General features: G+C 72.7%; 24 protein-coding genes and 1 pseudogene. 6 read left to right on the top strand and 19 right to left on the bottom strand.

What is annotated here, in order from left to right; all coding sequences use genetic code 11:
- Window positions 1-128 (bottom strand): annotated as a pseudogene (locus tag JHD21_RS08405) (co-chaperone GroES); the annotation flags it as partial.
- 162 nt (window positions 129-290) lie between these two features.
- Here JHD21_RS08405 and JHD21_RS08400 point away from each other — a divergent pair.
- Window positions 291-1,469: a class I SAM-dependent methyltransferase gene (locus JHD21_RS08400; protein WP_292673423.1), complete on the top strand. Its 1,179-nt coding sequence runs from the start codon at window positions 291-293 to the stop codon at window positions 1,467-1,469.
- Between the two features lie 16 nt (window positions 1,470-1,485).
- A complete protein-coding gene (locus JHD21_RS08395) occupies window positions 1,486-3,639 on the top strand; it encodes an MMPL family transporter (protein WP_292673421.1) in 2,154 nt (717 codons plus the stop codon).
- 122 nt (window positions 3,640-3,761) lie between these two features.
- Here the strand turns inward: JHD21_RS08395 and JHD21_RS08390 are convergent, their stop codons facing one another.
- The gene (locus JHD21_RS08390) at window positions 3,762-4,376 is read right to left on the bottom strand and encodes an MBL fold metallo-hydrolase (protein WP_292673419.1); all 615 of its coding nucleotides are present in this window, start codon (window positions 4,374-4,376) and stop codon (window positions 3,762-3,764) included.
- Complete coding sequence (locus tag JHD21_RS08385) at window positions 4,376-5,461, bottom strand: S-(hydroxymethyl)mycothiol dehydrogenase (RefSeq protein ID WP_292673417.1); 1,086 nt, start codon at window positions 5,459-5,461, stop codon at window positions 4,376-4,378. The genes JHD21_RS08390 and JHD21_RS08385 overlap by 1 nt, the downstream gene beginning before the upstream one ends.
- 132 nt (window positions 5,462-5,593) lie before the next feature.
- Here JHD21_RS08385 and JHD21_RS08380 point away from each other — a divergent pair, with 132 nt between their 5' ends.
- Together JHD21_RS08380 and JHD21_RS08375 are read left to right on the top strand one after the other, a co-directional pair.
- The gene (locus JHD21_RS08380; protein WP_292673414.1) at window positions 5,594-6,121 is read left to right on the top strand and encodes a SigE family RNA polymerase sigma factor; all 528 of its coding nucleotides are present in this window, start codon (window positions 5,594-5,596) and stop codon (window positions 6,119-6,121) included.
- Entirely contained in the window at window positions 6,118-7,338 is a 1,221-nt protein-coding gene (locus JHD21_RS08375; RefSeq protein WP_292673412.1) for a hypothetical protein, read from the top strand. The genes JHD21_RS08380 and JHD21_RS08375 overlap by 4 nt, the downstream gene beginning before the upstream one ends.
- Before the next feature lie 99 nt (window positions 7,339-7,437).
- On the opposite strand, the gene tsaD is transcribed toward JHD21_RS08375, so the two are convergent.
- From tsaD to glmS, 10 genes are read right to left on the bottom strand one after another with little or no spacing between them, the layout of a single operon-like run.
- A complete protein-coding gene (gene tsaD / locus JHD21_RS08370) occupies window positions 7,438-8,484 on the bottom strand; it encodes a tRNA (adenosine(37)-N6)-threonylcarbamoyltransferase complex transferase subunit TsaD (protein WP_292673410.1) in 1,047 nt (348 codons plus the stop codon).
- Window positions 8,481-8,945 carry a ribosomal protein S18-alanine N-acetyltransferase gene (gene rimI, locus JHD21_RS08365; protein ID WP_292673407.1) on the bottom strand — a complete coding sequence of 155 codons (465 nt, stop codon included), beginning with the start codon at window positions 8,943-8,945 and terminating at the stop codon, window positions 8,481-8,483. Before rimI ends, tsaD begins: the two co-directional genes overlap by 4 nt.
- Entirely contained in the window at window positions 8,942-9,580 is a 639-nt protein-coding gene (gene tsaB / locus JHD21_RS08360; protein ID WP_292673404.1) for a tRNA (adenosine(37)-N6)-threonylcarbamoyltransferase complex dimerization subunit type 1 TsaB, read from the bottom strand. Before tsaB ends, rimI begins: the two co-directional genes overlap by 4 nt.
- Window positions 9,580-10,344, bottom strand: coding sequence for a metallophosphoesterase (locus JHD21_RS08355; protein ID WP_292673402.1), 765 nt, complete (start codon window positions 10,342-10,344; stop codon window positions 9,580-9,582). The genes tsaB and JHD21_RS08355 overlap by 1 nt, the downstream gene beginning before the upstream one ends.
- Entirely contained in the window at window positions 10,323-11,240 is a 918-nt protein-coding gene (tsaE, locus tag JHD21_RS08350; RefSeq protein ID WP_365695702.1) for a tRNA (adenosine(37)-N6)-threonylcarbamoyltransferase complex ATPase subunit type 1 TsaE, read from the bottom strand. Before tsaE ends, JHD21_RS08355 begins: the two co-directional genes overlap by 22 nt.
- Complete coding sequence (locus JHD21_RS08345) at window positions 11,237-12,334, bottom strand: alpha/beta hydrolase (protein ID WP_292673399.1); 1,098 nt, start codon at window positions 12,332-12,334, stop codon at window positions 11,237-11,239. Before JHD21_RS08345 ends, tsaE begins: the two co-directional genes overlap by 4 nt.
- Window positions 12,331-13,494 (bottom strand): alanine racemase, encoded by a 1,164-nt coding sequence (alr, locus tag JHD21_RS08340; protein WP_292673396.1) that lies wholly within the window; start codon window positions 13,492-13,494, stop codon window positions 12,331-12,333. The genes JHD21_RS08345 and alr overlap by 4 nt, the downstream gene beginning before the upstream one ends.
- An 18-nt stretch (window positions 13,495-13,512) precedes the next feature.
- The gene (locus tag JHD21_RS08335) at window positions 13,513-14,895 is read right to left on the bottom strand and encodes an NAD(P)H-hydrate dehydratase (protein WP_292673393.1); all 1,383 of its coding nucleotides are present in this window, start codon (window positions 14,893-14,895) and stop codon (window positions 13,513-13,515) included.
- Between the two features lie 45 nt (window positions 14,896-14,940).
- Window positions 14,941-15,291: a holo-ACP synthase gene (locus JHD21_RS08330; RefSeq protein ID WP_292673391.1), complete on the bottom strand. Its 351-nt coding sequence runs from the start codon at window positions 15,289-15,291 to the stop codon at window positions 14,941-14,943.
- A 19-nt stretch (window positions 15,292-15,310) separates the two neighbouring features.
- Complete coding sequence (glmS, locus tag JHD21_RS08325; RefSeq protein ID WP_292673388.1) at window positions 15,311-17,173, bottom strand: glutamine--fructose-6-phosphate transaminase (isomerizing); 1,863 nt, start codon at window positions 17,171-17,173, stop codon at window positions 15,311-15,313.
- Window positions 17,174-17,206: 33 nt separating this feature from the next.
- On the opposite strand from glmS, the gene coaA reads away from it, so the two are divergent.
- Window positions 17,207-18,178: a type I pantothenate kinase gene (coaA, locus tag JHD21_RS08320; RefSeq protein WP_292673386.1), complete on the top strand. Its 972-nt coding sequence runs from the start codon at window positions 17,207-17,209 to the stop codon at window positions 18,176-18,178.
- A 15-nt stretch (window positions 18,179-18,193) separates the two neighbouring features.
- Here the strand turns inward: coaA and JHD21_RS08315 are convergent, their stop codons facing one another.
- Genes JHD21_RS08315 through rplM form a run of 6 tightly spaced genes read right to left on the bottom strand, consistent with a single transcriptional unit; the run spans window position 18,194 to window position 23,326 of the window.
- On the bottom strand, window positions 18,194-19,192 hold the full coding sequence (locus JHD21_RS08315; protein ID WP_292673384.1) for a GNAT family N-acetyltransferase: 999 nt from the start codon (window positions 19,190-19,192) through the stop codon (window positions 18,194-18,196).
- A 58-nt stretch (window positions 19,193-19,250) separates the two neighbouring features.
- The gene (locus JHD21_RS08310) at window positions 19,251-20,054 is read right to left on the bottom strand and encodes an ABC transporter permease (protein ID WP_292673382.1); all 804 of its coding nucleotides are present in this window, start codon (window positions 20,052-20,054) and stop codon (window positions 19,251-19,253) included.
- Window positions 20,051-20,947: an ATP-binding cassette domain-containing protein gene (locus JHD21_RS08305; RefSeq protein WP_292673380.1), complete on the bottom strand. Its 897-nt coding sequence runs from the start codon at window positions 20,945-20,947 to the stop codon at window positions 20,051-20,053. The genes JHD21_RS08310 and JHD21_RS08305 overlap by 4 nt, the downstream gene beginning before the upstream one ends.
- Window positions 20,948-20,975: 28 nt before the next feature.
- Complete coding sequence (glmM, locus tag JHD21_RS08300) at window positions 20,976-22,328, bottom strand: phosphoglucosamine mutase (protein ID WP_292673378.1); 1,353 nt, start codon at window positions 22,326-22,328, stop codon at window positions 20,976-20,978.
- 12 nt (window positions 22,329-22,340) lie between these two features.
- Window positions 22,341-22,850 carry a 30S ribosomal protein S9 gene (gene rpsI / locus JHD21_RS08295; protein WP_292673376.1) on the bottom strand — a complete coding sequence of 170 codons (510 nt, stop codon included), beginning with the start codon at window positions 22,848-22,850 and terminating at the stop codon, window positions 22,341-22,343.
- Window positions 22,851-22,861: 11 nt separating this feature from the next.
- A complete protein-coding gene (rplM, locus tag JHD21_RS08290; RefSeq protein WP_292673374.1) occupies window positions 22,862-23,326 on the bottom strand; it encodes a 50S ribosomal protein L13 in 465 nt (154 codons plus the stop codon).
- A 263-nt stretch (window positions 23,327-23,589) separates the two neighbouring features.
- On the opposite strand from rplM, the gene JHD21_RS08285 reads away from it, so the two are divergent.
- A partial coding sequence (locus JHD21_RS08285; protein WP_292673371.1) for a citrate synthase occupies window positions 23,590-24,701 on the top strand: 1,112 nt, incomplete at its 3' end.

Here is a 24,701-nt window from a genome sequence, read left to right as displayed (position 1 = left end):
ACGACCTCGCCCTCCTGGGGCTTCTCCTTGGCGGTGTCCGGGATGACCAGGCCGGAGGCCGTGGTCTGCTCGGCGTCAAGCGGCTTCACGACGATGCGGTCCTCGAGGGGCTGGATGCTGACCGACACGATGTCGACCTCCACTTTCGGGTATCTGGGTGTACTTGGCGGTGTAGCTGTTGGCTCACGTCAATTGGCACACCCACAGGGAGAGTGCCAATGTCGAAACTAGCACTCGACATGACGGAGTGCCAACGCCCCCTGTCGATCGGTTGCTGGGAGGATCGAGCGGTGGACCTCGACGCCTTCGCCTGGCTGCTGACCGACGAGGGACAGCCGGTGCTGGCGGCGGCGGTCGGGCTCGGCGCGACGGTCTCCGACGACCCGCTCGCGGCGCACGCCGCGCTGCGGCGTACGGCGCCCGGCATCCCGCCGGAACGTCTGGCGGTGGCGCTCTCGCAGGCCGCGCTGCGCCGGGCGGCGGTCCCGAAGTTCGGCGACCTCGCCGCCCGGATGTACTTCACGCCCGAGGGCCTCGAGCAGGCCACCCGGCTGTCCGTCGCGACGCACCGGGCCGCGCGGGTGCGGGCCTTCGACGCCCGGTCCGTCGTCGACCTCGGCTGTGGCGTCGGCGGCGACCTGGTCGCGCTCGCCACCGCCGGCATCACCACGGCCGGCGTGGACCTCGACCCGGAGCGGGTCGCGGTGGCCACTGCCAACCTCGCCGCCCTCGGCCTGGGCGGCGCCGTCCAGGTCGCCGACGCGACCACCCTCGACCACTCGGGCTTCGACGTCGCGTTCGCCGACCCGGCCCGGCGGACGGCCCGGGGCCGGGTCTTCTCGACCGACCACTGGTCGCCACCCTGGCCGTTCGTCGAGTCGCTGCTCGCCCGGGACGCCTGCGTGAAGGCGGCCCCCGGCATCCCGCACGCGCTGGTGCCGGACGGCGTGGAGGCGGAGTGGGTCAGCGACCACGGCGAGGTCAAGGAGGCCGCGCTGTGGGCCGGTCGCCTCGCCACCTGCGTGCGCCGGGCGACCGTCATCGGCGACGGCGGCCTGGCCACGATCACCGACGAGGACGACCCGGGAGCACCGGTCCGGCCCGTCGGGGGTTTCCTCTACGAGCCGGACGGCGCGGTCGTCCGGGCGGGGCTGGTGACCGCGGTCGCGGCCGGCGTCGACGGCGGGCTGGTCGACGAGCACCTGGCCTACGTCACCTCGGACGCGTCGTTCCGGACGCCGTTCGCCCGGGGCTACGAGGTGCTGGAGGAGCTGCCCTACCGGGAGAAGGCCCTCCGTGCCGCACTCCGCGAACGGAACGTCGGGCGGCTGACCATCAAGAAGCGGGGCGTCGACGTCGTACCGGACCAGCTGCGCAAGCGGCTGGCCCTGTCGGGCGACGAGGAGGCTGTGATCGTCCTCACCCGGGTCGCGGGCGAAGGCACCTGCCTCCTGGTGCGGCCGTTCTGATCGATAGCCTCGGCAGGTGTTTGCCGCGCTCGGCCGCCTGGCCTCCCGTCGTCCTTGGTACGTCATCGCCGTCTGGGTCCTGTTCGCCGGCCTGGTCATCGCCTTCGCGCCGTCCCTGAAGACCACCACCGACCAGGCGGAGTTCCTCCCCGAGAAGTACGAGTCCATCAAGGCCGCGACGCTCCAGGCCGACGAGTTCCCGGACACGAACGCCACCGTCGGGGCCATCGTGGTCCTGGACCGCGCGGACGGTGAGGCCCTCAGCGACGAGGACCTGGCCAAGGCCAACGAGGTGGTCGCCGGGCTCGACGGCGAGCTCGGCGACGCGTTCGACTCGGTGCAGCCCGTGGACCCGAGCCAGCCGGACCTCCTCGCCGTGCCGTCGGAGGACCGGTCCATCGCCTACGCGATCATCGGCCTCGCCGAGGGCGTCACCGGCTTCGAGGAGTCCTCCTACGACTCCGTCGAGGACCTGCGGGACGCGCTCGGCGCAGCAGTGGACGGGACCGGTCTCGAGGCCGGCGTGACCGGGCCGGTCGCCCAGGGCTACGACCAGACCGAGGCGTCCGGCGACGCGCTGGTCATCGTCAGCGTCGCGACCATCCTGCTCATCGTCCTGCTGCTCGCGCTCATCTTCCGCAGCGTGATCATCTGCCTGATGCCGATCATCGTCGTGGCCGTGGTCGGCAGCGTGGCGAACGGCCTGATCGCCATCGCCAACGAGCTCTTCGACCTCAAGGCGAGCAGCGACGTCGAGGTGATCCTGTTCGTCGTCCTCTACGGCATCGGGACCGACTACATCCTGTTCTTCCTGTTCCGCTACCGGGAGCGGCTGCGGGAGGGCGAGGAGAAGCGGCCCGCCGTGGCGCACGCCCTCGAGCGGGCAGGCGAGGCCATCGCCTCGGCCGGTGGCGCCGTGATCGTCTCGTTCATGGCGCTGATCCTGTCCTCGCTGGGCATCTTCCGGGCGATCGGGCCGGCGCTGGCCATCGCGGTCGCCGTGACGCTGGTGGCGTCGCTGACCCTGGTCCCCGCGATCGTCACCGTCCTCGGCAGGGCGCTGTTCTGGCCGTCGAAGAAGTACCTCGTCGAGCCCGAGAGCGCCCGGTTCGCCGCGGTCGGTGCCTCGCTGGCCCGCCACCCGGGCCGGTTCGCGCTCGCCTCGGGCGGCACGCTGGCCGTGCTGGCGGCGATCGCGTTCACCTTCACACCCAGCTTCGACCTCGGTGAGTCCAGCCTGCCCCCGGAGGCCGAGTCGACGATCGCGATCAACAAGTTCACCGACGCGGTCTCCGCGGGCGCGAGCGACCCGGGCTACATCATCCTGACCTCCGACGGCGACGAGCCGATCAGCGAGTCGGACGCGACGGCGTTCGCCGAGGAGATCGCCGCCGCGGACGGTGTCGCCCAGGCGCAGGCGCGGCAGCCGAACGCCGACGGGACCACCTGGTCCATCACGTTCCTCCTCGAAGACAACCCCTCGTCGGACGCCGCGATCAACGCGGTGAAGGACTCCGTGCGCGACGCCGCGGACGCGGCGGCTCCGGACGGCACGGAGGCGTACGTCGGTGGCAACACCTCGATCTTCGTGGACTTCCAGGCCGCCATGAACCGGGACTACTCGGTCGTGTTCCCGGTCGCGGCGATCGTGATCATGCTGATCCTCGCGCTCCTGCTGCGCAGCCTGGTGGCGCCGCTCTACCTGATGGCGTCGGTCGGGCTCGGCTTCGGCGCGACCCTCGGCGCGACGACGTTGATCTTCGAGCACATCAAGGGCGACCCCGGCCTCATCTTCATCCTGCCGATCTACATCTACCTGTTCGTGGTCGCGCTCGGCACCGACTACAACATCCTGATGATCGCCCGGCTCCGCGAGGAGGCCCGTGAGGGCATGAGCTCGCGGGAGGCTGCGTCCCAGACCGTCAAGCACGGCGGGCCGACGATCGCGGCGGCCGGCGTCATCCTGGCCGGCACCTTCGCGTCCCTGATGCTCGGCGGCAACTCGTTCTTCGTGTCCATGGGCTTCGCGCTGTCGTTCGGCATCCTGGTGTCGGCGTTCGTGATGGCGATGTTCTTCACCCCGGCCATCACGGCGCTGCTCGGCCACAAGGCCTGGTGGCCCGGGCACGGTGACGAGAAGAAGGCCGAGAAGGGCAGCGAGTCGGTCTAGCCCCGCGAGTCGGCGCTACTGCACATCAGTAACGCCGACTCGACACCCAGTACGTCGGCGAACGTCGGCGAGTCGGCGTCACTGCACGTCAGTAACGCCGACTGGACACCCAGTTACGCCCCCTAGCCCAGCCCGGCCCGCTCGGCGGCGATGGTCGTGTCGTCGCCGTGCCCGGTGTGGACGACCGTGTCGTCCGGCAGCGCGAGGAGCTTGGCCCGGATGGACGCCTCGAGCGTCGGCAGGTCGGAGTAGGACCGCCCGGTCGCGCCCGGTCCGCCCTGGAACAACGTGTCGCCGGTGAACACGCAGCCGAGGTCGGGGGCGTAGAAGCAACAGCCGCCGGGCGCGTGACCCGGGGTGTGCAGCGTGCGCAACGTCGTACCGCCGACCTCCAGCTCCCAGCCGTCGAGCAGGTCGAGGTCCCAGAGGTAGTCGGTGTGGACCAGCTCCCACAACGGCTTGTCGTCGGGGTGCAGGAAGACCGGCGCGACGACCTCCTCGCGCAGTGCCGGCGCGACCCGGCAGTGGTCGTCGTGGGCGTGGGTCAGCAGGATCGCCTTGACCTTGCGTCCGCCGACGACCTCGAGGATGGCCTCGACCGAGTGCGGGGCGTCGATCACCGCGCACTCGTCGTCGTCGCCGACCACCCAGATGTTGTTGTCGACGTCGAACGTCTCGCCGTCGAGCGAGAACGTGCCGCTGACGACGGCGTGGTCGACGCGCGTGGGGCCCGCCATCAGAGGACGACGACCGAACGCAGCACGTTGCCCTCGTGCATCCGGCCGAACGCCGCCTCGACGTCGTCGAGGGCGATCTCCTCGGTCACGAACGCGTCCAGGTCGAGCCGCCCCTGCTGGTAGAGGTCGACCAGCATCGGGAAGTCGCGCGATGGCAGGCAGTCGCCGTACCAGCTCGACTTGAGCGAGCCGCCGCGGCCGAACACGTCGATGAGCGGGATGTCCGGCATCGTCATGTCGGGGGTCGGTACGCCGACGAGGACGACGGTCCCGGCAAGGTCGCGGGCGTAGAACGCCTGCTTCCAGGTCTCCGGGCGGCCGACCGCCTCGATGACGATGTCCGCGCCGAACCCGCCGGTCAGCTCCTGGATCGCGGCGACCGGGTCGGTGGCCGACGAGTCGACGGTGTGCGTGGCGCCCATCCGCGTGGCTGCCTCGAGCTTCTTGGCGTCGATGTCGACGGCGATGATCGGCGACGCGCCCGCGAGCTGGGCGCCCGCCACCGCGGCGACGCCCACGCCGCCGCAGCCGATGACCGCGACCGACTTGCCGCGGGTGGCCTGGCCGGTGTTGATGGCGGCGCCGATCCCGGCCATCACCCCGCAGCCGAGCAGGCCGACGGCCGCGGCCCGCGCCGACGGGTCGACCTTGGTGCACTGGCCGGCCGCGACCAGCGTCTTCTCGGCGAAGGCGCCGATCCCGAGGGCCGGGGACAGCTCCGTGCCATCCTCCAGCGTCATCTTCTGGGTCGCGTTGTGGGTGGCGAAGCAGTACCACGGCTCACCGCGGTCACAGGCCCGGCAGCTGCCGCAGACGGCACGCCAGTTGAGGACGACGAAGTCGCCGACCGCCACGCTGGTGACGTCGGGGCCGACCGCCTCGACGACGCCCGCGGCCTCGTGACCGAGCAGGAACGGGAAGTCGTCGTTGATCCCGCCCTCGCGGTAGTGCAGGTCGGTGTGGCACACCCCGCAGGCCTGCACCTTGACCAGCGCCTCACCGGGGCCCGGGTCCGGCACGTTGATCGTCGCGATGCTGACCGGCTCGCCCCTGCGGAGGGAGACGACGGCTCGGACCTGCTGCATGGGGCCTCCTGGGATCTGGACGGGTCCGGGCAACCCTAGCCACGCGAATGCAACCTTCCTCCCCGCATCTGCGTCCTGGTCTCGATTGGATGGAGGAGAGAGATGCAGACACTCACCGGAACGGGGGTGACCATGGGCGACCGCGCACAGGTCCGTGACGCGGAGTTCGAGGCCTACATGCAGGCGCGGCAGCCGAGCCTGCTCCGCACGGCCTACCTGCTGACCGGCAACCGGCACAACGCCGAGGACCTCGTGCAGACCTCGCTCGCCAAGCTCTACCTGGCGTGGGACAAGGTGCAGGACCGCGGCTCCGTCGACGGCTACGTCAGGCGGATCATGGTCAACGAGAACAACTCGCTGTGGCGCCGGGGCTGGAAGAAGCGCGAGCACGCCAGCGACACCCTGCCCGAGCATCCCGTCGTCGACGAGTACGACGAGGGGCGGAGCTCGCAGCTGTGGGAGGTCGTCCAGACCCTCCCCCGCAAGCAGCGCGCCGTCGTCGTGCTGCGCTACTACGAACAGCTGACCGAGGCCGAGGTCGCCGAGATCCTCGGCATCTCCGTCGGCACGGTCAAGTCCCAGGCCAGCCGCGCGCTGGCCACCCTGCGCGGACGCGCACCCGAGAGCCTGCACCCCCGCCACAGCGAGGAGGAGCGATGAACACCCACCACGACGAGCTCGAGCAGCTGCTCGGGCGGCAGCTGCACGACCAGGTCGACCACCTCGGCGGCCACCCCCTCAGCCTCGGCGACGTGACCGGCCGGGCCGGCCGGATCCGGCGCAACCGCCGGATCGCCGCCGGCCTCGGCAGCGCGGCGGCCGTCGCGATCATCGTGCCGGTCGCGGTCTTCGCGGGGCGGGGTGTCGACGACGCCGACCGCCCGATCGAGCCGGCGCCGTCGCCCGACGCGCCGACCGAGGTCGCCCGCACCACCCTCACGTTGACCGGCCTCGAACGCGGCGACGCGCCCGGCGTCGAGTACTTCACCCCGGACGGCGTCGTGCTGCCCGAGGACGGCCTGCGACGGCTCGACCCGAGCTACCAGGCGCTGGTGCCGAGCCCGGCCGACGGGGGCTGGATCGCCGTGGACCCACCCAGGGACAGCCTCAGCTACCTCAGCGAGGACTTCCAGCCACAGGGCGGGTCGAGCAAGACCGCCGGCCTGGCCACGACGCCGGACCGGGCGTGGGTGAGCTGGACCGCCACCGAGGCCGGTGCCCAGACCCTCCTGCTGCACTCGACCACGGACCCGGAGGCCGGCATGGCCTGGGACTTCCCGGAGCTCCCAGAGGTGTCCCCCGTCGGCTTCGTGGCCGAGGACCGCGTGGTCTTCGAGGCGACCGACCGGAAGGGGTCCGTGGAGGCCGGCATCGCCGAGCCGGACGGGTCGGTCACCCCGCTGCCGGGCCTGGTCGGCGTGATGAGCGCCGACCCGGTCGAGGGGCGGATCGCGCTCCAGACGACGGTGAACGACGACGCCAGCGGCTGCTCGGGGGTGCTCGACCCCGCGGTCAGCACCACCGAGCCGATCTGGGAGACCTGCGACCACTCGCTGGGCGCCTTCAGCCCGGACGGTCGCTACGTCATGGCGAGCTCGCCGTACGGCGACGGCCTCGGCCTCACGCGGCTCGAGATCCTGGACGCCGGGACCGGTGAGCTGGTGGCCGAGTTCACCCAGCGCCGCAGCAGCCAGATCGCCCTGGTCATGCCCGTCTGGGAGTCCGCCGACGCGATCGTCGCGGTCGGGGTCGAGGGCGAGACCCAGACCCTGGTGCGGCTCGGGGTCGACGGCACGCTGGAGGAGGTCGTGGAGCCGATGCAGGGCGAGTTCGGCGACCTGTACTTCTACTTCGGCGAGGACCGCACCCGGTTCTGAGCAGCGCGCGGCGTCGAGTGACCCGAACTGGTGGCCTGTCGGGCCCCGGAAGCGACCAGAAGTGGTCACTCGACGCCCGCGGGCCGGGCCAGGGCGCCCTCAGACCAGGACGCTGGTCACCGGCTGGCTGGAGTCGGCCGGGAGGTCGAGCGCGGACGGCGTCCGCCCGCGGGCGACCATCTCCGCACCGAGCGCGGCGACCATCGCCCCGTTGTCGGTGCACAGGCCGGGCCTCGGGACCCGCACCCGGATGCCGAGCGGCTCGGCCCGCGACTCGGCCATCGCCCGGAGCCGCGAGTTGGCGGCCACGCCGCCGCCGATGAGCAGGTCCTCGATGCCCTGGTCGGTCGCGGCGTCGAGCGCCTTGCGGACCAGGACGTCGCACACCGCCTCCTGGAACGACGCCGCGACGTTGGCGACCGGGACCGGCTCGCCGGACCGCTCCCGGGCCTCGACCCAGCGGGCGACCGCGGTCTTGAGGCCGGAGAACGAGAAGTCGAAGCGATGCCGCTCCAGGTCCTTCCTCGAGGTGAGCCCGCGCGGGAAGTCGATGGCGACGCTGCTGCCGGATCGGGCCTCGCGGTCGATGTGCGGGCCGCCCGGGAACGGCAGGCTGAGCAGCCGGGCAACCTTGTCGAACGCCTCGCCCGCGGCGTCGTCGATGGTGGCGCCGAGCGGCGTCACGCCCGTGGTGACGTCCTCGACCCGGAGCAGGCTGGAGTGGCCGCCGCTGACCAGCATCGCCAGCACCGGCTCCGGCAGCGGGCCGTGCTCGAGCTGGTCGACGGCGACGTGCGAGGCCAGGTGGTTGACGCCGTAGAGCGGCTTGCCCAGACCGATCGCCAGCGCCTTGGCCGCGGCGACCCCGACCAGCAGCGCCCCGGCCAGGCCCGGCCCGCTGGTCACGGCGATCGCGTCGACGTCGTACGGCGTGATGCCGGCGGTCTCGCACGCGCGCTCGATGGTCGGGACCATCGCCTCGAGGTGGGCCCGGCTGGCGACCTCGGGCACCACCCCGCCGAAGCGGGCGTGCTCGTCGACGCTGCTGGCGACCGCGTCCGCGAGCAGCGTGTGGCCGCGGACGATCCCGACCCCGGTCTCGTCGCAGGAGGTCTCGATCCCGAGGACCAGCGGTTCGTCCGTCATGAGGTTGCGGTCCCTCCACATCCCTTGCCCAGCGGCAGCCGCATGACCACGGCCGTCGCCCCGTCCTTGTAGTACTTCTGCCGCCGGTCGACCTCGACGAACCCGTGGGCGGCGTAGAACGCCAGCGCGCCGGCGTTGTCGGCCCGGACCTCCAGCAGCATCCGGTCGGCGCCCTCGGCCAGGGCGACCGAGGCGTCGAGCAGCGCGGAGGCCACGCCGGTACGCCGTGCCGCCGGCGTCACCGCGATCCGCTGGAGCTCCGCGATGTCGCCGGCGAGGGAGGTGACCGCGTGCCCCACGACCGAGCCGTCGCTCTCGGCGACCAGGTAGTACACCGTCGGCACCCGCCCGGCGAGGCCCTCCTCGAGCAGCCCGACCGACCAGGCATCGGGCCCGAGGGCGTCCTGCTCGAGCACGACGACCGCATCGAGGTCGTCCGGGGTCGCGGCGCGCACCGTCATGACACGGGCTTCGGCGCGTGCGAGGCGGCGGCGTCGGGCCGGCGGAGGTAGAGGGGCTCCGGGTCGAGCAGCTCGGCCCGCTCCTCGGCGATCGCGTGGGCGAGCCAGCCGGCGCTCGGCCGGGTGGGCGCGACGGCGTGCGGGAACGCCTCGGGGTAGAGCCCGGGGCCCTCTCCCGCGACCGGCAGGTCGGTCGCCAGCGCGGCCGGCTTGTCGACGACGGGGCCGTCGAGGCGGTGGCCGTCGCCGTCGTACGTCGCCCAGTAGACCTCCTTGCGCCGGGCGTCGGTCGCCACCGCGAAGTCGCCTTGGACCGCGCCCGTCGTGGCGGCCTCGACGGCGAGCACGTCGAGCGTGCAGACGCCGTAGACCGGGATCTCCAGCACGAAGCCGAGCGTCCGGGCGGTGACCAACCCGACCCGCAGCCCGGTGAACGGGCCTGGGCCGACGCCGACGCCGATCGCGGTGAGGTCCTGCCGGACGATCCCGGCCCGCTCGAGCGCGCCGGCGATGAGCGGCGCGAGCTGCTCGCCGTGCTTCATCGGGGCGTCACCGCTGAGCTCGGCGACGACGTCGGCGCCGTCGTGCAGCGCGACGGTGACGAGCCGGGTGGCGGTGTCGAACGCGAGCATCATCAGAGGGCTCTCCAATGGGTGACGACCCGGCCCTCGCCGAGGAGCAGGTGGAACGCGACCGTCGGCGGACCGGCCTCCCAGATCAACCCGAACGGCTCGGCGTCGAGCGGCACCGTGGACGCGACGCCGCCCCCGACGAGCAACGGGCGCCCGGCGAACGTGGTCGCGCACTGCGTGTGCGCGTGACCGACGAGGGTCGCGGCGTGGTGCGGGTGCCGCTCGAGGACCGCCGCGAGCCGCTCGGGCTCGCGGAGCCGGATGGGGTCCATCAGGCTCACGCCGATGTCTACGGGCGGGTGGTGCAGGCAGACGTAGGCCGGGCGGTCGTCCTCGGCGAGGCGTGCGTCGAGCCAGGCCAGCGACTCGTCGGTGAGCTCGCCGGGGTCGACCCGCTCCCCCGGCGGTGCCGAGACCAGCGAGTCGAGCATCAGGAACCGGGCGGCGGGCAGGTCGAGGACCTGGTCGAGCGGCCCGTCGGACTCCCGGCCGAGCAGCCCGCGTGCGAACGTGTCGCGGACGTCGTGGTTGCCGGTGCCGACCAGCAGCGGCCCCGGCCAGCGGGACAGGACCTCGCGCGCCTCGGCGTACTCCTCGGCGGTGCCGTGGTCGGCGACGTCGCCGGTCACCAGCAGCAGGTGGGGCGCCGGGTCGAGCGCCAGCAGGTGGTCGAGCACGCGGTCAGCGCGCTCGCGGGCGGCGGCCGGCCCGCCGAAGTGCAGGTCGGTCAGATGGGCCACGAGCGTCACCACGGGTCCGCGTCCCATCGCGGCCCGACGCTGGTCACCGAGACCGTGCGGGACTCGTCGTCGGCGGCGTCGCCCCGGCCGATCCGGACCTCGAGCCGCGACTCGGCGAGCCCCTCGGCGATGCCCTCGCCCCACTCGACGACGGTGACCGCCTCGTCGAGCGAGGCGTCCAGGTCGAGGTCGTCGAGCTCCTCGAGGCCGCCGAGCCGGTAGGCGTCGACGTGCACGAGTGGCACCCCGCCGACCTCGGAGGGGTGCACCCGGGCGATCACGAACGTCGGCGACGTGACCGGCCCGCGCACGCCCAGGCCCTCGCCCAGGCCTTGGGTGAACGTCGTCTTGCCCGCGCCCAGGTCGCCGACCAGCAGCACCAGGTCACCGGCCCGCAGCCGCCGGGCGACCTCTGCTCCCAGCGCCCGCATGGCCTCGGCGTCCGGCACGTCCTGCCCGACGTCCCCGACCGCGAGCGAGCGCCGCAGCTCGACGTAGGGCGAGTGGTTGGCCACCACCTCGAAACCCTGCGCCTCCCAGAACCGGACCGTCTCCGGCAGCTCCTCCCGGGCGACCACCGCGACGTCGGCGGCGCCCTGCTGCCGCGCCGACCGCAGCGCGGTCGTCACCAGGTCGCGGGCGACGCCGCGGCCCTGGGCACCCGGCACGACCCCGAACCGGCGCAGGAACACGGTGTCGCCCACCGGGTCGAGCACCAGGGCGCCGACCGGTCGGCCGTCGAGGGAGGCGAGCAGCCCGCCGTGGTGCGCCAGGCGCACCCGGACGGACTCGACGGTCTCGGCCGACGCGTCCGCCGGCGGGTCGAGGACGGGGCGGGCGCCGAAGGCCTCGCGGACCACCTCGAGCACGCTCTCCGCGGCCTCCGCTCCCACCCGGGCCACCGTGACCTGGTCCGCCGTCACCGGGCGCCGACCCGCTCTGCGGCCGCCGAGATCAGCTGGTCGAGGGCGGCGTTGACCTGGTCGTGGCGCTCGAGGATCACCAGGTGCCCGGCTCCCTCGCACTCCAGCAGCGTCGAGCCGGCGATCCGGTCGTGCAGCTTGCGGCTGTGACCGATCGACGTGATCTTGTCGTCGGTCCCGCAGATCACCGTCGTCGGCACCCGCGACATCGACTCCACCGCGTGGAACTTGTCGAGGGAGCGGAAGTGCGGGAAGAAGTCCGCCACCACGTCGAACGGCGTGGCCGACAGCATCTCGTCGGCGAAGTCGACGTACGCCGACGGCACCCGGCCGCCGAACGCGAACTGGTCCGTCGCGACCATCGCGACCGCCCGGCCGGCCCGCCGCAGCCCGTCGATGGTGCGGTGCCGGCGCGCCAGCGTGCGGACCGCGCGGGTGGTCACCCCGCCCATGAGCTTGGCCGGGACCATCGGCAGCAGGATCCGGCTCGGCTCCAGACCGCCTGCGGTGGTGGAGATGAGGCCCACGCCGACGACCCGGTCACCGAAGAGGTCGGGGCGCTGCTCGGCCAGGGCGACGATGGACATGCCGCCCATCGAGTGCCCGACGAGGACCACGGGCCCGTCGGCCGCGACGGCGTCGAGGACCGAGAGAAGGTCCGAGCCCAGCTGGTCGATGGTCGAGTGCTGCGCCGCCGACCGGCCCGAGCGCCCGTGCGACCGCTGGTCGTAGAAGACGGTGCGGACCAGGTCCCGGTAGGCCGCCCGCTGGAAGTGCCAGCAGTCCAGGTTGAGGGCGAAGCCGTGCACGAACACGACGGTGAGCGGCGCGGTCGCGGGTGGCTTGCGGCGGCTCCGCCGGCCGGTGGCGGCTCCCTCCGCCGGCCCGAGCTCGTCGACCTCGACGTGCAGCGGGACGCCGTCGGTGGCGATGACGTTGGTCGGCGTCGACCGCAGGGCCCCGAACGGGGTGTCGTCGATCCCGCGCCGCCCGATCTCCCGGCGACGGCGGACGATGTCGGCCGCGGCACCCGCGGCGGCGACTCCCGCGGCACCTGCGGCGAGCCCGGCGATCCGGCGTCCGGCCCGGGTCATCGGTCGGTCCCCTCTGCTGTCTCGGTGGCCGAGTCGGTGTGGCGGCGGGTCATCCGGCCGCCGATCCTGGTGACGATCTCGTAGCTGATCGTCCCGCAGGCCTCCGCCCAGTCCTGCGCGGTGGGCTCGCCGTGGACACCCGGACCGAACAGCACCGCGTCGTCACCGGCGGTCGCGCCCGCGTCGTCGAGGTCGACCACCAGCTGGTCCATGCAGACCCGGCCGCGCACCGGGCGGCGCGACCCCGCCACCCAGACCTCGGCCCGGTTGCCCGCGACCCGCGGGACGCCGTCGGCATAGCCCACCGGCACCAGGCCGAGCGTCGTCGCGCGCTCGGCGGTCCACGTGCGGCCGTAGGAGACGGCCGCCCCCGCGTCGACCCGCTTCACCATGGCCAGGGAGGCGCGGGCGGTCATCGCGGGGACCAGCCCGAGGTCGGGCGTGTGGCCCGGGGCCGGGTCGAGGCCGTACGCCGCGATGCCGACCCGGACCAGGTCGCGGCGCGCGCTCGGCCGGAGGATCGCGGCCGCGGAGTTGGCCAGGTGGCGCACCTCGGGCCGGAGCCCGGCCCGCTCGGCCTCGGCGAGCGCCTCGTCGAAGAGCGCCTCCTGGGCGGCGTTCGCCGGGTCCTCAGGCTCGTCGGAGGACGAGAGGTGCGACCACACGCCGGTCACCGAGATCCGGCCGTCGCGCTCCAGGCCGGCGGCCGCCGCGCACAGCGCCGCCCACTCGTCGGGCGAGGCCCCGCCGCGGCTGAGCCCGGTGTCGACCTTGAGCTGCACCCGCGCGGTCCGGTCGGTCGCCGCGACCACCTCCGCCAGCTCGGCCTCGGAGTAGACGGTCACGTCGACGTCCTGCTCGACGGCGGCTCGGTAGTCGTCTCCGGGCACCGTCAGCCAGCACAGCACCCGGCCGGTGTCGCCGGCCGCCCGGAGCGCCAGCGCCTCGTCGACCGTCGCGACCCCGAGCCACTCGGCCTCCGCGGCGCGGGCGGCGCGAGCCGCCTCGGCCATCCCGTGCCCGTAGCCGTCCGCCTTGACCACCACCATCATCGCGACGCCCGGGCCGACGTGCTCCCGCAGCGTGCGCACGTTGTGCCGGATCGCCGCCACGTCGACGACGATCTCCGCGCGCGCGGTCGTCCTGGAGGGCGGGGGCATCGGGACCGATTCTCCCACTCAGGCGTCGTGCAGGACGGCACGGACCGCCGCGGGGATGGCGTTCGCCACGTCGCCGGCCACCAGCGGCCCGTCGCCTGCGGCGATGGTCGCGGCCGCTCCGTGCAGCCAGGCACCGACCGAGGCGGCGTCGTACGGCGCCAGCCCGGCCGCCAGCAGCGCCCCGATGATCCCGCCGAGCACGTCGCCGGCGCCCGCGGTGGCCAGCCAGGGCGTGCCCGTGGGGTTCGCGCGCACCCGCCCGTCCGGGCGGGCGACCAGCGTCCGGCGGCCCTTGAGCAGCACCACCGCGTCGTACTGCTCCGCGGCCCGTCTGACGAACGCCAGCGGCTTTGCCTCGACCTCCTCACGCTGCGCGCCCAGCATCGCGGCGAGCTCGCCGGCGTGCGGGGTCAGGACCGCCGGGACGGGCACCGGACGGGCGAGGTGCTGGAGGGCGTCGGCGTCGACCACCGTGGGCAGCCCGTCCGCGAGCGCCTCCTCGAGGGTGCCCTGGGCGCCGGCACCGCTCCCCGACCCGACGACCCAGGCCTGGACCCGGCCGGCGCCGACCACCTCGGGATGGGCGTCGCGCACCCTGGCGGCGACCGCGTCGTCACCGACGTAGCGCACCATCCCCGCGAGGCCGCTCGCCGCGCCCGCCACGGACAGCAGTCCCGCGCCGGGGTACTGCGCGGACCCGGCCCGGACCCCGACCACGCCGCGGGTGTACTTGTGGCTCTCCCCGGCGGGCCGCGGCAGCAGCGCGGCGACGTCCTCGGTCCGGAGGCTCTCGACCGCGGCGTCCGGCAGGTCGAGACCGATGTCGACGAGGTGCACCGCACCGCACGCCGCCGCGGCCGGGTCGACGAGGTGGCAGACCTTGTGGGTGCCGAAGGTGACGGTCAGGTCCGCGACCACGTGCTCACCGTCGACCTCCCCCGTGTCGACGTCCACGCCGCTCGGGGTGTCGACCGCGACGACCGGCACGCCGTGCAGCAGCCGCACCATCCGGGCCGCCTCGGGCTGCAGTCCCGGCCGGCCACCGATGCCGACGATCCCGTCGACCACCACGTCCGGCCTCCGGGTCGGCCGGTCCACGCTGCGCCCGCCGGCGGCCCGCAGCGCGGCCAGGCCGGACTCGTGGGCGCGCTCGGACAGCAGCACCGCCTCGACCGCGCAGCCCCGGCGGGCCAGCATCGCGCCGGCGTAGAGCGCGTCCCCGCCGTTGTCGCCGCCCCCGACGAGGAGGACGACCCGCCGCCCGTACCCGCCTCCCAGCAGGTCGATCACGGCGTACGCCAGCCCGGCCGCCGCCCGCTGCATCAGCGCGCCGTCGGGCAGCGCCGCCATCAGCGTCTGCTCGGCGGCCCGGACCTGCTCGACGGTGTGGGCGTGGCGCACCCCGTCACCGTAGCGCCGGGGGGAGTCTCACCCGGCCCGCGGCCGTCAGCCCTCCAGCACCACCAGCGCCGACGCGATGCCCGCGTCGTGGGACAGGGAGAGGTGACAGGAGGTCACGCCGAGGTCGTTGGCCCGCGCCAGGACGGTGCCGCGCATCGTCATGACCGGGCGGCCGGACTCCTCGGAGACGACCTCGGCGTCGTGCCAGTGCATGTTGCCGGGGGCGCCGAGGGCCTTGGCGATCGCCTCCTTCGCCGCGAACCGGGCCGCCAGCGAGGCGATGCCCAGCCCGGTCTCACCCGGCGTGAACAACCGGTCCCGGAGCTCCGGCGTCCGGCCGAGCGACTCGGCGAACCGGGAGATGTCCACGACGTCGATCCCGACCCCCACGATCACCGGTCGTCCACCAGAGCGCTCACTCCACCGTCACAGACTTGGCCAGGTTGCGCGGCTGGTCGACGTCGTGGCCCATCAACGAGGCCAGCTCGCAGGCGAACAGCTGCAACGGCACGACGGCGACCAGCGGCTGGAGCAGGACGGGGACCGCGGGGAGCCGGATGAGCACGTCGGCGTACGGCGTGATCTTGTCGTCGCCCTCCTCGGCCAGGCAGATCGTGCGGGCGCCGCGGGCCCGCACCTCCTGGATCCCGCTGAGCATCTTGTCGTGGAGCTGGTCGCGGCCTCGCGGAGGCACGACGCAGAACACCGGCAGCCCGGACTCGATGAGCGCGATCGGGCCGTGCTTGAGCTCGCCGGCCGCGAACCCCTCGGCGTGCAGGTAGGCCAGCTCCTTCAGCTTGAGCGCACCCTCGAGCGCGACCGGGTAGCCGGCGTGCCGGCCGAGGAACAGCACCGAGGTGGCGCCGACCAGCGACTGCGCCAGCTCCAGGACCACGGCGTCGTCGGCGAGCACCGACTCGATGTGGCCCGGGATCGCCTCCAGCTCGTGCACCACCTGGGTGATCTCGTCGCCGAACCGGGTCCCCTTGACCTGCGCGAGGTAGAGGGCGAGCAGGTAGCACGCGACCAGCTGGGTCAGGAACCCCTTGGTGGACGCGACCCCGATCTCCGGGCCGGCGTGGGTGTAGATCACCGCGTCCGACTCGCGCGGGATCGTCGAGCCGTTGGTGTTGCAGATCGCCAGCACCTTCGAGCGCTGGGTCCGGGCGTGCCGGATCGCCTGCAGCGTGTCCGCGGTCTCCCCCGACTGCGAGATCGCCACGACCAGCGTCGAGTAGTCCAGGATCGGGTCGCGGTAGCGGAACTCCGAGGCCAGCTCGACCTCGACGGGGACCCGGCACCAGTGCTCGATCGCGTACTTCGCCACCATGCCGGCGTAGAACGACGTCCCGCAGGCGATGATGATGATCTTGTCGATGTCGCGGAGCTCCTGGTCCGACAGGCGCATCTCGTCGAGGTGGAGCAGGCCCTCCGCCGTGCGCCGCCCGAGCAGCGAGTCGGCGACCGCGCGGGGCTGCTCGTAGATCTCCTTGCGCATGAACCAGTCGTGGCCCTCCTTCTCGGCCGCGGACAGGTCCCAGTCGACGTGGTAGCGCCGGCCCTCCTGCGGGACGCCGTGGAAGTCGGTGATGGACACCGAGTCGGCGGTGATGGTGACGACCTGGTCCTGGCCGAGCTCGAGCGCCTCGCGGGTGTGCTCGATGAACGCCGCCACGTCGGAGCCGAGGAAGTTCTCGCCGTCGCCGATGCCGACGACCAGCGGCGAGTTGCGGCGCGCGGCCACCACCCGGGTCGGGTCGTGGGCGTCGACCGCGACCAGCGTGAACGCACCGTCGAGCTGGCCGCAGACCCGCTGCATCGCCTCGGTCAGGTCGACGTCGGAGGCGAGCTGCAGCTCGAGGAGCTGCGCGGCGACCTCGGTGTCGGTCTCCGAGACGAGGCCGAGCTGCTCGGAGTCCGCCTCGATCCGCTCCCGCAGCTCGGCGAAGTTCTCGATGATCCCGTTGTGCACCAGCGCGACCCGGCGACCGAATCCGAGGTGCGGGTGCGCGTTGACGTCGTTGGGGGCACCGTGGGTGGCCCAGCGGGTGTGCCCGATCCCGGTCGTCGAGGCCGGCAGCGGGGTGTCGGCGATGACCTTCTCGAGGTTGGCGAGCTTGCCGGCCTTCTTGGCGACCGCGATCCGGACGTCGCCGTCGCCGTCGACCACGAGGGCGATCCCGGCGGAGTCGTAGCCGCGGTACTCGAGCCGCCGCAGGCCGTCGACCACGACGTCCTGGGCCTGCCGTGTTCCGACGTACCCGACGATCCCGCACACGGGAGGTAACTGTACGGCTGGTTGAATCACGTCATGCCGAACGGCGACCACGCGGTCGACACCCGCGAGTCCTCGCCGTACATCGAGCTCGACCGCGAGGCCTGGGCCCAGCTCGGCCAGCAGGCCGGCACCGCGCCGCTCACCGCCGAGGAGATCACCCGGCTCCGGGGGCTCGGCGACGCGCTGGACCTGCGCGAGGTGGAGGACGTCTATCTGCCGATCAGCCGGCTGCTGAGCCTGTACGTCGAGGCGGCCGGGCGGCTGCACCGGGAGCAGGAGGCGTTCCTGCACCGGCCGACGCCGCCGCGCACGCCGTTCGTGATCGGCCTGGCGGGCTCGGTCGCGGTGGGCAAGTCGACCACCGCCCGGGTGCTCCAGCAGATGCTCGCGCACTGGCCCGAGCACCCCAACGTGGCGCTCGTGACCACCGACGGGTTCCTCTACCCGAACGCCGAGCTGGAGCGGCGCGGCCTGCTGCAGCGCAAGGGGTTCCCCGAGTCCTACGACCGCCGGGCGCTGCTGCGGTTCGTCGTGGACATCAAGTCGGGCCGGGACGAGGTCGAGGCCCCGACGTACTCGCACCTGTCCTACGACGTCGTCCCGGGCGAGCACGTCGTGGTCAAGCGCCCCGACATCGTGATCATCGAGGGCCTCAACGTCCTGCAGCCCGCGCGGGTGCGCGACGACGGTCGCGCCGGCCTCACCCTGAGCGACTTCTTCGACTTCTCCGTGTACGTCGACGCGGGGCGCGACAAGATCAAGACCTGGTACGTCGAGCGCTTCCTGCGGCTGCGCGAGACGGCGTTCCGCGACCCGCACTCCTACTTCTCCCAGTACGCCGCGCTCTCGCACGACGAGGCGGTCGCGGAGGCGACCCGGATCTGGGACACGATCAACGGGCCCAACCTGGTCGAGAACATCCTCCCGACCCGCTCCCGCGCGACGCTGGTGCTGCGCAAGGACTGGGACCACTCGGTCCGCTACGTCCGGCTGCGGAAGATCTAGCCGCGCTCGCTGCCGCTACAGCGCCTTCTCGATCTCGAGGCAGCGCTCGACGACCCGGAACCCGAGCCGGTCGTTGATCGCGTTCATCTGCGCGTTGACGTCGGCGTTGCCGGTGATGATCCACTCCAGCTCGGGGAAGCGGTCCGCCACGGCCCGCTGGTTGGCGACCTTGATCGCCAGGCCGAGCCGGTGGCCGCGGTGCGCGGGGACGACGAGGGTGCCGCTCTGGAAGCCGCGGTGCGGCGCGGTCTCGTTGACGAAGAGCTCGGTCATCGCGGCCACCTCGCCGTCGGAGGTCAGGGCGAAGGTCGTGGCGTCGCGGCGGCCGGCCTTGGCGGCCCGCTCCTCCTGGGCGCGCAGCCGCTCGGCGTCCCACACCTCGTCCTCCATGTCCAGGTCCCCGGACGGCGCCTCCGAGATGAACATGTTGCTGACCAGGTTGTGACCCGCCACGAGCTCGTCGGGGATCGGTGCCCAGACCGTGCGGATCTCGTAGTCCCGGTGGTACGGCGCGCACTCGGCGGCCAGGGCGTCCCAGCGGTCCCGGGTCTTCGCGATGTCGACGACCTTCATGCCGTTCTCGAGGGCCACGACGAAGCCGTGCCGGGTCGCGAACTCCAGCGACGCGCTGCTCCCGCCGACCGGGGCGTAGGCCTCGCTCCCGAGGACCCGCCGTCCCTGCGCGCGGGCGAACGCCTCGGCCTCCTGCAGGAGAGCGGTGCCGATGCCACGGCGCTGGTGGGCCGGGTGGACGGCGATGTCGGCGTACGCCCGGTGCGTGTTGTCCGTGAGCGGCCCGTTGGCCACCAGGGCACCGACCATCACGTCGCCGTCCCAGGCGGCCGCGAAGTGCCGGACCACGTGCGGCATCTCCATGGGGATGTAGGCCCGGGCGGCCTCCCAGGCCAGGAACGTGTTGTAGGGCCGGTCGGCGACGGCGTCCCGCTCGACCTCCCAGAACATCCGCACCTGGGCCTCGTCGTGCCGGTCCAGGTCCCGGATCTCGATGCTCACGGCCGCGAACCTAGCCCGGAGGACCCCGGCCCGCCTCCCAATAACGGCGCCGTCCGGGTCAGCCGATGTCGCGGCGCAGCGTGGTGAGCCGACCGACCAGGGCGAGGCCGCCGGCGTACGCCAGGAGCACCAGCAGCGCCGCCCACCGCGGAAGCAGGTCGGACTCGCCGCCCCCGAACGCCGCGAAGAAGCTCGCGCCCATCAGGCCGTCGGCGGCCGCGCCGGGCAGGAACCTCGCCACGCCCTCGGTCGCGTCGAAGGCGCCCAGCCCGAGCCGGGCGATCGGCTCGACGAACTGGGTGAAGGCGAGGATCACCACGATGGCCGCGACCTGGTTGGTCAGCACGCTGCCGAACGCCACGCCGATCACGGCCCACAGCGCACTCACCACGACGCCGAGCAGGATCACCTGGAGGACCCGGCCGTCGGTGAGGAAGGCGCCGTCGCCCGCCACCTCGAGCAGCGGACCGGCCACGCCGACGACGGCCACGGTGGCGACCAGGCCGTAGAGGAGCCCCAGTGGGACGGTCACGAGCAGCTTGGCACCCAGGAACACCGAGCGCCGCGGTTCGACCAGCAGGGACTGGGTGATGGTCTGGTGCCGGAACTCCATGGTCATCGCCAGGCTGCCGATCACCAGCGGGAAGACGTAGCCGACCGCGTTGACCAGGCTGTAGACGGCGGCCGCGAGCTCGGCGCCCTCGAGCATCGCCGTGCCGTCCTCGGGCTGGGGGGCGACGGTGAGGGAGAACCCCATGACGCCGCCGATGAAGGCGAGGTAGGCCGCGAGCGCGATCAGCAGCACCCACCACATCCGGGTGGTCACCAGCTTGCGGTACTCCGCGACCAGCGCCGCCCTCATCGGGCGCCCCCCGTGAGCCGGAGGAAGACGTCCTCGAGCCCCACGCCCCGGCCGGCGAGCTGGTGCAGCTCGATGCCGTTCGCGTACGCCGCGGCGCCGATCTCGGCCCCGGCGACGGCGCTCACGAGCAGGCCGGCACCTTCCGGGCGGGCGGTCCACCCGCGGTCGGCCGCCAGCCGGGCGAGCGCTTCGGGGTCGGGCGACTCCACGTAGGTCTCCGGCTCGGCGAGGTCCGCCAGCGCCGCGAGCGACGAGGCGTGCACGAGCCGGCCGGCGGCGATGATCACCACGTCGTCGACGGTGTGCTGCACCTCGGCGAGGACGTGGCTGGAGATCAGCACGGTCCGGCCCTCGTCGGCGAACGTGCGCAGCAGCCTGCGCAGCCAGACGATGCCCTCGGGGTCGAGGCCGTTCGCGGGCTCGTCGAGCACCACCGCGGGCGGGTCGCCGAGCAGGGCGGTCGCCAGGCCCAGGCGCTGGCGCATGCCCATCGAGTAGCCACCGACCCGGCGGTCCGCGGCACCGGCGAGGCCGACCAGCTCGATCAGGTCGTGGGCACGCTGCCGGGAGACGCCGACCTGCGCGGCGTACACCTCGAGGTGACCGAGGCCGGACCGGCCGGGGTGGAAGGAGGAGGCGTCGAGGGCCGCTCCGACCACGCGCGCGGGCCTGGGGTGCTCGGCGTAGGGCCGGTCGCCGACCAGCGCGCGACCCGACGTCGGGCGGGTGAGCCCGAGCAGCATCCGCAGCGTGGTCGTCTTGCCCGCGCCGTTGGGGCCGAGGAAGCCGGTCACCGCGCCCGGCCGGACGGCGAAGGTCAGGTCGTCCACCGCCCGCACGGCCCCGAAGGACTTGGCGAGCCCCTCGACCACCAGGGGCGGGCCGGAGACCATCAGCCCGTCCCCATCAGCAGGAGCACCATCAACGCGCGAGCCGCTCGCGGACCACGCCGGCGAGCCGCTCCGCGACGTCGGTGGCAAGCTCGGCGGTCGAGGCCTCCACCATCACCCGCACCAGGTCCTCGGTGCCGGACGGGCGTAGCAGCACCCGCCCGGTGTCGCCCAGCGCGGCCACCTCCTCCGCGACCGCGGCGGCGAGCACCGGGTCGTCGTCGGTGCGCGACTTGTCGACGTCGGGGACGTTGACCAGCACCTGGGGGAACCTCGTGACGACCGAGGCCAGCTCCGCGAGGGACCTTCCGGTGGCCGCCATCCGCTCCAGCACGTGCAGGGCGGTGAGGATGCCGTCGCCGGTCGTCGCGTGCTCGCTCATGATCACGTGGCCGGACTGCTCACCACCAAGCGTGAAGCCGCCGACCCGCATCGCCTCGAGCACGTAGCGGTCGCCGACCTTGGTCTGGCGCAGGCCGAGACCGGCCTCGCGCATCGCCCGCACGAACCCGATGTTGCTCATCACCGTCGTCACGACGGTGTCCTTCACCAGCCGACCGGACTCCGCCATGCCGATCGCCAGGATCGCGAGGATCTGGTCACCGTCCACGTCGTTGCCGTCGCGGTCCACGGCCAGGCAGCGGTCGGCGTCGCCGTCCAGCGCGAACCCGGCGTCGGCGCCGTGCGCGACGACGGCCGCCTGGAGCGGCCCGAGGTGCGTCGAGCCGCAGCCCTCGTTGATGTTGAGCCCGTCGGGCTCGGCGCCGATGACGACCACCTCGGCCCCCGCGTCGAGCAGGGCCATCGGGGCGGCGACGCTGGCGGCGCCGTGGGCGCAGTCCACCACGACCTTGAGCCCCGTCAGGGGCCGGCTCAGGGTGCCGACCAGGTGCTCGACGTACTCCTCGACCGGCCGCTCGTAGGGACGCACCCGGCCGACCGCGGCCCCGATCGGCCGCTCCCAGTCGGAGCCCAGGATCTCCTCGATCTGCGCCTCCACGGCGTCGTCCAGCTTCAGACCGCCGGCGGCGAGGAACTTGATGCCGTTGTCGGGCATCGGGTTGTGCGAGGCGCTGATGACGACACCGAGGTCGGCGCCGAGCGCCTGCGTCAGGTAGGCGACACCAGGGGTCGGGAGGACGCGCAGGCGCAGCACGTCGACGCCGGCCGAGGCCAGGCCGGCGACGACCGCGTGCTCCAGGATCTGGCCGGAGATGCGCGGGTCCCGGCCCACGACCGCGAGCGGGCGCTCACGGGTGGGCTCGAACTCGCCGCGGTCGACGATGACCCGAGCCGCCGCGACCGACAGGTCGAGGGCGAGCTCTGCGGTGACCTGGCGGTTGGCCAGGCCCCGCACACCGTCGGTGCCGAAGACCCGAGGCAACTCAGGCGACGATCAGCGCTTGCTGAACTGGGGCGCCTTGCGGGCCTTCTTGAGACCGGCCTTCTTGCGCTCGATGACCCGGGCGTCCCGCGTGAGCAGCCCGGCCTTCTTGAGCGTCGGGCGATTGGTCTCCTCGTCGATCGAGTTGAGGCACCGGGCCACGCCGAGGCGCAGGGCGCCGGCCTGGCCGGTGATGCCACCGCCGTGGATCCGGGCGATCACGTCGAAGCGGCCCTCGAGCTGCAGCGCCGCGAACGGCTCGTTGACGACCTGCTGGTGCAGCTTGTTGGGGAAGTAGGAGTCCAGGGCGCGGCCGTTGACGGTCCACTCACCGGTGCCCGGGACGATCCGGACGCGGGCGACGGCCTCCTTGCGGCGGCCGGTGGCCGCGGCGGGGGCGATCGTGGCGGGGCGCGCCGCGATCGTCTCGGCGGTCGGCTCGCTCTCGGAGCTGTAGGCGACACCGCTCTCGTCGGCGGTGAAGGTCTCGGTCTCCTCGACCTCAGTGGTGTTCTCAGACACTGTGACTTCCTCTACTTGCTCTGGGTCGACGACGACTGGGAGACCTGGGTGATCTCGAAGGGGGTGGCCTTCTGGGCCTGGTGCGGGTGGTTGGGACCCGAGTAGACCTTCAGCTTCTTGATGATCTGCCGGCCCAGCTTGTTCTTGGGGAGCATGCCCCAGACCGCCTTCTCGACGACCTTGCGGGCGTCCTTCTCGAGCAGGTCGCCGATGGGGGTGGCGGTGAGGCCGCCCGGGTAGCCGGAGTGGCGGTAGGCCAGCTTCGAGTTCTTCTTGTCGCCCGACAGGGCGACCTTGTCCGCGTTGACGACGATCACGAAGTCGCCCATGTCCATGTGCGGGGCGAACGTCGGCTTGTGCTTGCCGCGCAGCAGGTTGGCGGCCTGGACCGCGAGACGGCCGAGGACGATGTCCTCGGCGTCGATGACGTGCCACTCCCGGGTGATGTCACCGGGCTTGGGGCTGTAGGTGCGCACGAGTGTTCTCTCTCGTTCGTCGGGACCGACCCGGAGGTGTCCGGGCGGCTGGTGGAGCCACGCCTTCTGACGAACACGGCCCGGCACTGGTGATGCTGAGGTGGAGATGTCCGGGGCTGCGAACGGATGTCGTGCGGACGTCCGGACGCGGCAGGAGGCGCGACCGACAAATCTACGCGGGAGGGTCTCCCCCGGTCAAAACGCTGGGGCTGCCCGCGGACACCGGCTGTCGGCGCTTGTGCCGGCCGGACTAAGTTTGCAGGGTGACTGACTCCCTCACCGTCCGGGACAACCGCACCGGCCAGGAGTACGACGTACCGATCACCGACGGCGCCATCAAGGCCGCGGACATCGGGGCGATCAAGGCCGGCGACAACCAGCCCGGCCTCGCCGTCTACGACCCCGGCTTCGTCAACACCGCGTCCTGTCGCAGCGCCGTCACCTACATCGACGGCGAGCAGGGCATCCTCGAGTACCGCGGCTATCCGATCGAGCAGCTCGCCGAGAAGTCGACGTTCCTCGAGGTCGCCTACCTGCTGGTGCACGGCACCCTGCCGACCAAGACCGAGTACGAGACGTGGGTGCACGAGATCACCTACCACACGTTCGTGCACGAGAACGTCAAGGAGTTCATGCAGGGCTTCCGCTACGACGCCCACCCGATGGGGATGCTGATGGCCTCCGTCGGTGCGCTCTCGACGTTCTACCCGGACGCCCGCAACATCCACGACGCCGACAACCGGCACATGCAGATCGTCCGGATGATCGCGAAGATGCCGACGCTCGGCGCCTGGTCGTTCCGGCACGCGCAGGGCAAGCCCTACGTCTACCCCGACAACGACCTCAGCTACACCGCCAACTTCCTCTCGATGCTGTTCAAGATGAGCGAGCAGAAGTTCGAGGCCGACGAGCGGCTGGTCAAGGCGCTCGACGTGCTGTTCATCCTGCACGCGGACCACGAGCAGAACTGCTCGACCAACGCGGTGCGCTCGGTGGGCTCGTCACAGGTCGACCCCTACTCGGCGGTCGCGGCCGGCGTGGCGGCGCTCTACGGCCCCCTGCACGGCGGCGCCAACGAGGCCGTGCTGCGGATGCTGCGCCGGATCGGCTCGAAGGAGAACATCCCGTCGTTCATCGCCGGGGTGAAGGACGGCAACGAGAAGCTGATGGGCTTCGGTCACCGGGTCTACAAGAACTACGACCCGCGGGCCAAGATCATCAAGAAGGCCTGCGACGACGTCTTCGAGGTCACCGGCGTCAACCCGCTGCTGGAGATCGCCCAGGAGCTCGAGAAGATCGCGCTCGAGGACGAGTACTTCGTCAAGCGCAAGCTCTACCCCAACGTCGACTTCTACTCCGGCCTGATCTACGAGGC

It is taken from the genome of Nocardioides sp. (assembly GCF_016462705.1).
GTDB lineage: Bacteria > Actinomycetota > Actinomycetes > Propionibacteriales > Nocardioidaceae > Nocardioides.
The sequence above is the reverse complement of the archived record's forward strand: the minus strand, read 5'-3'. Positions and strand labels throughout refer to the sequence as shown.